The organism is Aquimarina spinulae, assembly GCF_943373825.1.
Classification (GTDB): domain Bacteria; phylum Bacteroidota; class Bacteroidia; order Flavobacteriales; family Flavobacteriaceae; genus Aquimarina; species Aquimarina spinulae.
This window is the reverse complement of the sequence record NZ_CALSBP010000002.1, coordinates 3,244,713-3,255,453: the sequence shown is the minus strand read 5'-3', so window position 1 is coordinate 3,255,453 and position 10,741 is coordinate 3,244,713. Positions and strand designations below refer to the sequence as shown.

At 38.1% G+C, this 10,741-nt stretch carries 1 protein-coding gene; it reads right to left on the bottom strand.

Annotated features, from left to right (window positions below; translation table 11 throughout):
* Positions 1-11: 11 nt before the first annotated feature.
* Complete coding sequence (locus tag NNH57_RS19590; RefSeq protein ID WP_254504224.1) at positions 12-10,613, bottom strand: SDR family NAD(P)-dependent oxidoreductase; 10,602 nt, start codon at positions 10,611-10,613, stop codon at positions 12-14.
* Between the last annotated feature and the right edge of the window lie 128 nt (positions 10,614-10,741).

Genomic DNA, 10,741 nt, shown 5'->3' with positions numbered 1-10,741 from the left:
AAAATTCAGTGTTAAACTAATTCCACAGCCTCTTCATCAGAAAGCTCTTTTTTTAATACACTTTGGATAAGGCTTTGATAATAGGCATCATTAAAAGTTGATGTCCCATTAACAGTTCTGCTCAATAAATCACCAGTTGTTGTATTCATTGGCTCTTTCTCGTTTTTCATAACACGAAAAGCCATCTCTCTAATTTGTACACATATATTTCCTTCCTGATCACATAGATCAAGATCTACTTTAATAAGTTTATCCCCAGATTTACTACCCTTAGCATACCGTGCCCAGACTACCATTTCTGGGGTACAAGCAGAGATTATACATAAAGACCCTAGTGCAAAAGGGAGCAATGGTTCTTCTGGAATTTGGTTCAGATTCTGGAATAAGCCAATAGTGGCCTGCAGAGCACTATCCATTAAACTAGGATGTAATAGATAATTATTTTGTTCATTTTTAACTGTTTCTGGCAAGTTTAAGTTGGCCAGCACTTGCCTTTCTCCTTGGTAGATTACTTGTATCCCTTGATGTGCGAGTCCGTAATGAAGTCCCATTTGGGCAAAAGCGTTATAAATATTGTTTTGCGCTAGCTTTCCAACTGTCATTTGATCTCTAAGTTGATCAATATCAATTTTTTCTGGAATTGTTTGATCACTAAAGATCGCTTTCCCTTGAAGATGTATGATGTCTTCTTCCTTATTATGACTATAGATTTCGTAATCTATTTGTGGGTACTGTTCAGAATTCGAATCATCTAAAAACAGGGCTATATTTATTTGTTTCTTCTGATCTATTATAGCAAAAGGTTGAATCCAAATGATATTGTTCAACTCCAAAATGGCAGATTTTATAGGTGAAGGCATAGATTTTTCAATAGCAGTGCGGGCCATTTCGAGATATGCCACTCCTGGAAGGACTTTCTGGTTAAAAACCCGGTGGTCTTTTAGAAAAAATTCTTCTCCACTAAATGTAGCGCTATAACTCTGCTTACTAAAATCTGAAGTGTTTGTGTGTAATAATGGATGTAAAATGGATGATACTGTGATTCCATTTGCATAAATATTCTTTTCTTCAACACTATCAACCCAGTATCGTTCTCTGGCAAATGGATACAATGGTAAGTTGATACGATTAGGTTTATGATCACCGTAAAGCTTGTTCCAATCCAAATCCAGACCTTTAACCCATAAATCCAGTAATTTCGATAATTTCCTTTGATCTATGTAGTTATCTACAATGGTTTCTTTCATATCGTCATCATTGCTGATGATACGTAGACCTTCTCTATTTCGTTTTACCTGCCCTCGATATACACCATTGATATTCTCCTTACCCTGGATGTAATCCTGAAGTTTTTCTATCAGTTGATTCACCTCACTTATCATAAATCCAAGACGTTCTTCCATAGCTTCCCTGCCTACCTGAAGGGTAAATGACATTTCTAACAAACTCAGAGATCCTTTCTTTTCTTTAACAAAACTTAACAGATCAGATGCCTTTTGTTGTAGCTGTTCTTCTGATCGGGCTGATAACGGGATCATAAGTGCTTCATCTTGTCTAACAACCTGAACCGGTTTTTGATCTGCTATCCTAGGCTCAGGAACATATTCTTCTAATACCAAATGTGCATTAGTGCCACTAAATCCAAAAGAACTGATCGCCGCTTGCCGTTGTTGACCTTCTTCAACCTTCCAGTCTCTAAGTTTAGTGTTTACATAAAACGGACTATCATCCAGATTGATATGTTCGTTTAGCTGTTCAAAATTTATAGTGGGTGGTAACTGCTGATGTTTTAAGGATTGTAGTACCTTAATAACCCCTGCTACTCCGGCTGCGGTTAAACAGTGTCCTATATTACTCTTTATTGAACCCAAGGCACAATATTCTTTTTCCTGGGTATATTTTTTAAAGGCCTTATGCAGTCCTTCTATCTCGATAGGGTCTCCTAACTTGGTACCAGTACCATGAGTCTCTATCAACTGGATATTATTTGGGTCTATTTGAAACTGATCATATACCTGTTGCTCTAATAAGGTCTGTGATTCTGTGTTAGGAGCTGTAATACCATTGGTCTTTCCATCCTGATTAACACCCCAACCCCTGATCACTCCGAGGATATTATCTCCATCTTTTTCGGCATCCTCTACTCTTTTGAGCATAACCGCTCCAACTCCTTCGCCAGGTACAAAACCATTGGCCTGCTGATCAAAAGTATGGCATTTACCATCTGGAGAAAGCATACCGGATTGCGCTGCTTTAATATGCATATCCGGACCAGCCATTACATAAACTCCTCCAGCCAAAGCAGCATCAATACTACCCGACACCAAAGCATCACATGCATTGGCAATAGCTACTAATGAAGAAGAACAAGCTGTATCCATTGATATACAAGGACCTTGTAAATTTAAAAAGTAAGAAATACGAGCTGCCAGAATTGAAGTAGAACCTCCCGTAAAACCTTGAGCACTTAATTGATCTTCTCTTGATAACATTTGATAATCACCATAAGCACATCCGACATATACCCCGCATTTACTACCTGAAAATGCATGTGGATTGTAACCTGAATGCTCTATAGTATGCCAACAAGATTGTAAAAACAACCGCTGTTGCGGATCCATACTCTCGGCTTCTACTGGTGAGATATTAAAAAACATAGGGTCAAATAGATCATACCCGTCCAGTGCTCCCATCCATTTGCTATAGGTCTTTCCCGGGACAGCATCCCCATCTTCATAGTATTTATCAATATCCCAGCGTCCCTCAGGTATCTCACTGATGCAATCCTTGCCTCCAGCTATATTCTGCCAGAATACATCAACATTTTCTGCCTTGGGAAACTGACCAGACATACCGATAATAGCTATAGCTCCTGAAACACCTTTATCTGTTCTTAATAAAGTATTATGCAATGAAGTATCTTTTCGCCACGAGCGAAGTTCTTTTCTTACGACCTGTTTTACCTGTCTTCTTTTTTCTTTCTGTAGAAAATCAACAGTTGGACTACTCACTTCCTCTATTTGAATTCCTAATTCTTGTTGTATATGCTCGCTTAATGTGGATAATGTAGCATAGCTATAAACAATAGTTGCCTGTAATGAAATACCGAACATTTCATTAATCTTACGGATAAAAGTAACGCCTACAATGGAGTCCAGTCCCAGGTCTACAAACTGGCTATCTTCATCAATCTCTTCTTCTTCCAGGTGTAACTCCTTGGCTAATAATTGTCTTAAATCTGATAGTATGTTTGGTTGCTTTTCATTACTAAGTACTGTTTTGGTTGAAGTAATAGTAGAAACTGATGACTCAATTGATACAATAACTTCTTTTTCCTGTTGCCTAGTTTCTTTCAATACATAAGTACTCAAAGCTGAAAGTGTAGAATAACTATAAACGATAGTAGCTTGTAATGAAATATGATATAGCTCATTGATCTTACGGATAAAAGTAACCCCTACAATAGAATCTAATCCCAGATCTACAAACTGACTATCCTCATCAATTTCGTCTTCTTCCAGGTGTAACTCCCCGGCCAACAATAACTTGAGTTTATTAATAACCATAGGTAGAGTGTACTTACCTTGTGGTGTGTTTTCAACTGAAGATAAAACTGGTTTCTCTTTAATGAGTTGTTGATTTTTTGTACTTGATGTTGTATTAAAGTTATCTTCTATTAGGCCTAGAGTATCTAAATGGCCTACAAAAGTCTCATCATGCATTGTTAGTTCTCGTGCACATATATCTTCTATATGATCTTTGATATCGCGGGTCATCTGATGTTTGAAAGCAATTAAACTACCGCGTGTATTACGTGTTAATTCTCTGGCCAATGCAAATGCAAACGCTCCAATCTCCTTACGGGAAACAACCGGTAAGGATACTCCTTTTTTCTTTAATGCCTGACCCGGATATTCTATTCCCGTTAGCAACGTACCACGAGCAAGATCATAACCTATACGCTCAGGAAAAATCAACGTCGAGCCTGCCCCGGGAGTAAATCCGTAATTCATATAAGGACTCACATAATGACTCTCTGTACTCAATATTGGGAAATCACTAAACATACCCATAGACCATCCTGCTCCAATACCATGGCCCTGCATTGATGCAATTACAGGAATATTGCAATCCAGAGCTAGTTGAAAGATCTTCGTATCTGTAAATTTAGCCTTACCTTTCTGGATTGCCAGTAAACTTTCTTTGGTACCACCAGATGCAAAGTAACTATCATATCCCGTTAAGATCACCACCTTGTATAATGAAGACGCTGCTATATGATCAAAGACTTCTATCATTCCTTCTATAAAAGCATCTGAAAACATATTCCTGGCCTCTCGGTCTTGCATCTTTATCTCTACTATTCCTTCTGGATGAACAGTAGTCTTTATAACTTCTGATGTTAACCCTATTGCTGTTACTACCTCTGGTAACTTTTTTGCAGCATCTTTGTTCTCTTTATCTAACCAGGTTGGTAGCTTATCTAATACTAATCTTGTCGCTGCCCCCTGATCTTTTTTCCAATCTCTTATAACTTCAATAGGTAGCGATGACCAATATCCAGCCTGATCTAAGGCCTCTGTAATCGGGTCTGCAGAAATCAGTACAGAACCGATCTGCTGTTGTAGCTCTAAACCACTATACTCCCTACTGGTAAGCAATACCTCCTGAGCCAGATAATCTCCTAACCCACGAACAAAAAACGGAAGTGATAAATTCCCTAATTCTGGAACTCCAACTAGTCCCGAAGCTGAATACACCCCATCTGTATGATAGATACAAACATCACAACACTGACCTAGCAGCCAACCTATATCCCTAGCATTTCCTTCAAAAGCAGCTATCACTGGAACAGGAGCATTAATCAATAGATTTTGAAATTGTTTGATTTCCTCTACTGAGCTTGACAATTTAGATACACTTAAAAAGTCTTTAGCTGTGCTGCTAAGTACAAGAATCTTATGAGAATCCAGCTCACCTACTTGTTTTAGAATATCTTCTAATCCTGAAATAAGCGTTTTTAGTTTATAGTTTTTATCTCCTGTATCTATTCGAATACTTAACACTCCAGATACCGGAGCATCTAATTGTAAATATTTGGATTGAGTGGTTATCCTATTATCAGATCCTGTAAATTCATCTTCTATCTTAAAGGTATTTACCTTTAATAATCCTGCTACTTGCTTCTCTAAATCACGACCAAGATGCTGCTTTAATAATCCAAGAGAAGTTACAGGCTTTTCACTCAATGATCGGACTAGATCCTCTGTATATTGGTTCACTTTATTAGAAGCAACAATCGGAACACTCCAACCCCTTTTCTTTAAAGTAGCCCCTGTCGATACTCCAAAACGATATAAAAAATCTCTGGAAAGCACATCTCCAAAACGTTCGCCAAACAAAGATTCCTCTTTCCTAGCAGGAAACAATCCACCTGTTACATCTGTATAACTATATCGGGATTCCTCACTACAAACCATAAAATCACATAAAGCTCCCAGTAAGAAACCTGATCCCATGGCATCTCCCTGCATCTCTGCTATTATTGGATAAGGAAAAGATGCTATAGATTGGTAAAGCCCTTGAGTTATAGATTCATTATAAGCCTCCCGATCACCTTGAAGGAACGTTTCACCCGTGCCTCTTACTATCAATACTTTTAACAACGGAAGGGTTTTTACATAATCAAGACTATGCACCAGTTCTTCTATTAATTCTTTAGAAAGTGTATTGCCTGTTTTTGTATCAATATCAAGACTGTAAACTCCCTGACTCCTATCATATAATTTTATAGAAGAGATCGCCTTTGAAGCATTAGATGCTTCTAATGCATGCCCAGCAGTATGGTCAAGGGTAAACTTTGCTTTGGGTGTTACTCTCGGAGGTATATCTTCAGACTTAATAGCATTAAGTGACTTGAGTGAGATATTAGCAGGTTTAGAAACTGATACTTTATCAAAACCTTCACCCGAAGAAATAATAGTATCATCTGTAGTGTGTAAAACTCGTATAGGAATCGGGAGTTCTTTTGGTAGCATCATTACTTCTTCAGTAGGTAATGATACCTCGGATACTTTGTGCTCACTAACTGGTGCTTCTTCCAGGATTTCAACTTCTCCTTCATAGCCTACTCCACGAACTTGAACACATACTTCTCCTTGTTTGTTACACAAGTCGATATCTAAGGTACCTGCTTGATTCGAAGGACGAAGCCAAACAAACATCTCACGGGTACAACTATCAATTACCTCTAAGGAAGCTATTCCCATAGGAGTCAAAGACTGGCCATCCCCAAAAAATAATCTACTTCCCAACTGAAGTGCATTCTCTAGCATCATTGGGTGTAATCTATATGCTTCTTCACTTGATGGTAATGATTCTGGAAGAGTTAACTGTATCAATAATTGTGTACTATTGTGATATACACTCACAACCTCTGATAAAGGAAGACCATAAGCACTTCTTATTCCTTCATTACCTATTTGCTTCTTAAGCATAGCTATATCCAAAATAGCCTTAGATGACTCAGTAGATACGATACTACTTCCCTGGCAATAGATCAATTCTTCTTCTCCTTCCTGGCCATAGATCTCAAAATTTATAATGTCTTTGGTTTGAGGTAACAAAGCGATATCTACTCGTAAATCCTCTTGGATGGATAACGGGCCTATCCAAACAATATCTCTAAACTCAATGGTAGTAGATTTTTCCTTATTCGGTAAGGAATCCGCTATCGCAGCCCGAGCCATTTCTAAATATACCGATACTGGAAGTTCCCGGTCCTGAGAACCAGAGATATAAAACTCGTCCCCTCTAAAGGTTGAACTATAAATCTGATATGATAGATCAGAAATATTACGATGCAGCAATGGGTGAAGCACTGAGGTAACTTTTCCTTGTACAGATGCTTTTGTATCTACTATATCTATCCAATATCGCTCTCTGGCAAAAGGATAGGTAGGTAGACTAATCAGTTTGGGATGAGTATTTAGATACAATTCCTGCCAGTCAATATCCTGACCTTTGCTCCATACCTCTATCACAAATGAATAATTTCTATCCTTTATCCATTGTTGAACCATTTGTTCGATGTCCAATCCTCCCGTTGTATAACCCGAAAGCAAGTCCCGGTCACGTTTTACCTGACCGCGATAAATACCTGTTATATTATCTGTATCTTTTAGGTAAGATTCTAGTTTTTGAGTCAACTCATCGACAGAGCTAACCATAAAACCAACACGTTCATCCATCGATTCCCGACCTACCTGAAAAGTATACGCCATAGCTCCCAGGTCAAGAGAATCTCCTGATGCAATCGAAAAATGGATAAAATCCAGCAAATCTCTTACCTTCTGTTCTAATTGCAATGGCTTTTTGGCCGATAAAGGGATCATAAAATCTGATTCTGATCCATTGAAGGAAAATACATCTGAATCTGTATATTCTTCTATAATCAAATGAGCATTTGATCCTCCTGCTCCAAACGACGAAATACCTGCTATTCGAGGTAATTCCTTACCATCTAGTACAGGAGCATCCCAGTCGCGGAGTTTTTGATTTACTATAAAAGGAGTTTTATCAAAATCTATATGAGGGTTTAAACGATTTGAATGTAGCGACGGAACAATCTGGCGGTAACGCATCTGTAGCAATACCTTGGTCAGACCGGCAATACCTGCGGCAGATTCGCAGTGTCCTATATTGGACTTGGCAGAACCAATCTGGCAATATCCCGTCTTAATACTATCATTATCTCCCTCAAATGCTTTGGTAAGGGCCGATATCTCAATAGGATCCCCTAGTTTAGTACCTGTACCATGAGCCTCGATATAACTAATATGTCGAGGATCTGTACCCGATGCTGCCAATGCCTGATGAATAGCACTTGCCTGGGCCTTAGGATTGGGAACACTATAACCATTGGTTTTCCCTCCGTGGTTAAGGGAACTACCTTTGATTACTCCATAAATATGGTTGCCATCTCTTTTGGCTTCCGAAAGTCGCTTTAAGATAACAGTCCCTACTCCTTCTCCAGGAATGTAGCCATCTCCACCTTCTCCAAAACTCTGGCAGTGACCGTCACTGGAAATAAACTGACCTGTACTTAGCATCAGGTATTTATTAGGATGAACGCTAACATTAACCCCTCCTGCAATACCCAAATCTGTACGTCCTTCCTTTAGATCCTGGCACGCCAAATGGATCGCTGTCAATGAAGAAGAACACATCGTGTCCAAGGTCATACTGGGACCATGTAAGTTTAGAAAATACGATACCCGATTGGCAATACTGGCATAACTGCCTGATATTGCTGTGGGATTGCCTTGCATACTTGCTTCAGCTCCAAACAACTGATACTCACTGTACATCATCCCAACATATACCCCTACCTGACCGGGTAGTCCGTCTTTATGCGGGATCTGTAAACTCGAACGAGTATACCCGGCATCCTCTATTGCCATCCAAACATGTTCTAAAAACAAACGCTCCTGGGGATCTATCGAAGTCGCTTCACGTGGCGATATATTAAAAAACCTTGGATCAAATTCATCAACTCCTGATATAAAACCTCCCCATTTACTGTAATGACGACCCGTCTTAGTTCGGTTATCACTGTAATAATCACGCCAATCCCATCGATCTTTAGGAACCTCTGTAATACAATCACGACCTTCTCGTAAATTCTCCCAGTATGAAGCGATATTTACTGACTCGGGATAACGGCCACTTAAACCTACAATCACTATTGGATCAGATTGAATCAATTTATCTGTTCCCTTTGGAGTTACAATTCTACGTCTACGGTTTAATTGTATTTTACTAATACTTCCTGTCTCTTTCTTAGAAGTTTCTTCTATTTCTTTTTTCTGAACTTTCTTTCCAGATATAAAAAGTTTAGATAACTGTGAAGTATGTGATTTACTAAAATATTCTGCTAACTCCTGAATGGTTTGATATTCAAAAAATAGCGTCTTAGGTAAAGAGCCAAAAGTCTTTTCCAGTTGATCTGTCAAACTCATTGCCAATATAGAGTCAATACCATATTTTTCCAGGGGTGCGTTAGAGTCTATTTTATGTGAAGCCAGTTTTAATAAAATAGCAAATTGATCACATAAATATTTTTCAGTTTTTCCTTGAAGATTTTCAGTATTTACTGTAGAAACTGCTTGTTGTTCATTATGTGATGATGCTAACACAGGTTTTGCTTTCTCTTCACGATTTTCAAGAAATGCTCTTCGTATTTGGGTTGAGTTACCTTCTACTACCAAAGCCTGTCCATAACCTAACTCCAAAGTTTTATAAAATGCATCTATTCCTGTAGTTGCAGGCATGGGATACATTCCATATTTTTTACGTAATGCTTCTTGATTCTCTCTATTTATTTGCATTCCTCCTTCTTCCCACAATGGCCAATTGATGGATAGGGTATGCCCCATACGATGTCCCCTTGCAACTTCTTGATTACGATATATCGCAAACTCATCCATAAAACCATTCGCAGCTGCATAGTCAGACTGACCAACATTTCCCAATTGAGAAGCTACCGAAGAAAACAATACGATAAAATCCAGATCTATATCCTTGCTGGACTGATCTAAATTGTACGCCCCACTTACTTTGGGAGATAATACCCTGATAAATTCTTCACTAGTCTTTTTTATTATAAAATTGTCAGAAGTCATACCTGCACAATGCAGAATACCATTTAATCCTCCTTTTTCTTTAACAATACCGGAGATAACTTTATTAACTTCTTTTGCATTATCTAGTTCTAGTTGATAGTATTCTACTTTATTGTCACGAGAAGGAAGTGCTTCTAAAAGTACTTTCTTTTCGGCAGTCAATACAGAGCGTCCTGTTAGTATAATCCTGGATCGCGTGGTTTGTTTAAGAATCTCTTTGGTAAATAAAAGACCTAAACCTCCCATACCACCAGTGATCAGATAAACTCCCTGATCTTTAAAGGCTATTTTGGAATGTACTTCTGTGGCATATATTTCCTCTCTCTTTAAAACATATCGGATACCTTGCTCATATTTTATCAATTGATCATCTGGATTGGATTGGTTATCCTTCAGTTGTAATGCAAGGTCATTTGCTTGAATTTTCGGATCAATAAGAAGAAGTTGAGGAATTATTAATGGGTTTTCCAAAGCAGCAGTTTTCAACAACCCGGAAAGCCCCGCTAAAATTATTTGCTCTCCTTCATTAGGCACAACCAATTGGATCAGTACTTTTCCTTCTGGTTTGTTGATTAGTATATTTTGAATCAATTCAAAACAGGAAAGAGCATACTCACTAAATCTCTTGGAAATGTGTTGTTCTTGGTCTATCCGGAAATTCCAAACCTTACTTGGCGAAAGTGAACTATTAATATGCTTCTCTTTTAAATGTGATATTTCACATAAAATCAAATGATATTGTTCATATTCTATTTCATCGTTAGAAGAGACATCCAATACAACTGGTGTCCAATCAGATTTTGCCAACAGCACACTTCTGGTTTCTTCTGCATTTTGCTGCTTTACAACTTTGATTTTTTCTAACGCTTCTTTTTGCGTAAGCTTCCCGCTGGAAACATCCTGATATATTTTTAACAATTCAAATTTCACTCGTTTAAATTTTATTAATTAATTAGAAATAAGAACATTACAAAACAGAAACCATTACTACCGCTTCGTTCTCGCATTACATGTTGTTAACTATTCTTTTAGGGGTGAAGTAATCTTAAAAAATCCCT